General features: G+C 47.6%; 2 protein-coding genes. Both read left to right on the top strand.

Annotated elements, in window-relative coordinates:
- Nucleotides 1–239 precede the first annotated feature (239 nt).
- Nucleotides 240–560: a hypothetical protein gene (locus EII23_RS12075; RefSeq protein ID WP_124793556.1), complete on the top strand. Its 321-nt coding sequence runs from the start codon at nt 240–242 to the stop codon at nt 558–560.
- Between the two features lie 18 nt (nt 561–578).
- On the top strand, nt 579–818 hold the full coding sequence (locus EII23_RS12070) for a hypothetical protein (RefSeq protein WP_148091273.1): 240 nt from the start codon (nt 579–581) through the stop codon (nt 816–818).
- Nucleotides 819–909 lie beyond the last annotated feature (91 nt).

Raw genomic sequence — 909 nt, 5'->3', positions numbered from 1 at the left:
TGTCACAAATATCGTGTCGTCGATGTGCGCGCATAGCTTCTCCTGTCATGCAGGAAGAGGTGTTATCATACTATTCATAGTTTGACGACACTATCTAACCGGTTCAACTCCTTTTCTTGTTTGCCTCCCTTTTAGAGGGAGACCCGATTACACCCCCTTGCAACCTTCTGTAACCTTCCCTTAAAATAGTTCAGGTCAAAGCCGGAGACTTTTGATAAAGCATCCTCAAGGAAGGAATCATGAAGAAGTTATGGTTTCTTGAGCAGCAGATCATTAAAGGAAGCAATGGGGTACGCAAAACCAAACGCAACACACCACCACTGTGGAAGCAAAGGAGTAAAGTCATGGTCAGAGAAGTCACACTCGTATCCCTGGCATTGTTCATGGTCTTTTTCTTTGCCGGTGCCGCCGAGTCCTTCGGAAACCCATTGACCATCAAGGCTGATTCGACCCGCTGGGCCACATGGGAAGATGGTGAGCACATTTTCGGCCTTAGTCCGGCCTATGATGAATGCTGGAACAGAGCCAAGGATCTCAATGGACAAACGGTTTGTTTGTAGGCAGAGATCAAGAGAAACATGAACTCAACGAACACCACAGCCAAGCAGATCGAAAACCTTAACATGACTGAAAAGCAACGCGTCTATTTCGCCACATTTGTGAAGCATGCGTACGCTGCCTATGAAGCCGGGGTTGAATTCGCCAGCGATCCTACATTGGAGAGTCCTTATGCGGTACTGGCGATGAAAGCAGTGATAACAAAGAGCATCGACGACTCTATTTCCTTCTTTCATCTTCTTCAGTCTGGAAAACAATGAATGCTCCACCGGCTAAAGCCGGTGGTATCGGAAACAGCTAAAGCTGGCGATTGCGGATGAAATCCGCCGACAGCTTGGCGGGTTGGCAAAA

Source organism: Desulfovibrio sp. OH1186_COT-070 (assembly GCF_003860215.1).
In the GTDB taxonomy this organism is placed as follows: domain Bacteria; phylum Desulfobacterota; class Desulfovibrionia; order Desulfovibrionales; family Desulfovibrionaceae; genus Desulfovibrio.
This window is presented reverse-complemented; position numbering and strand designations above follow the sequence as displayed.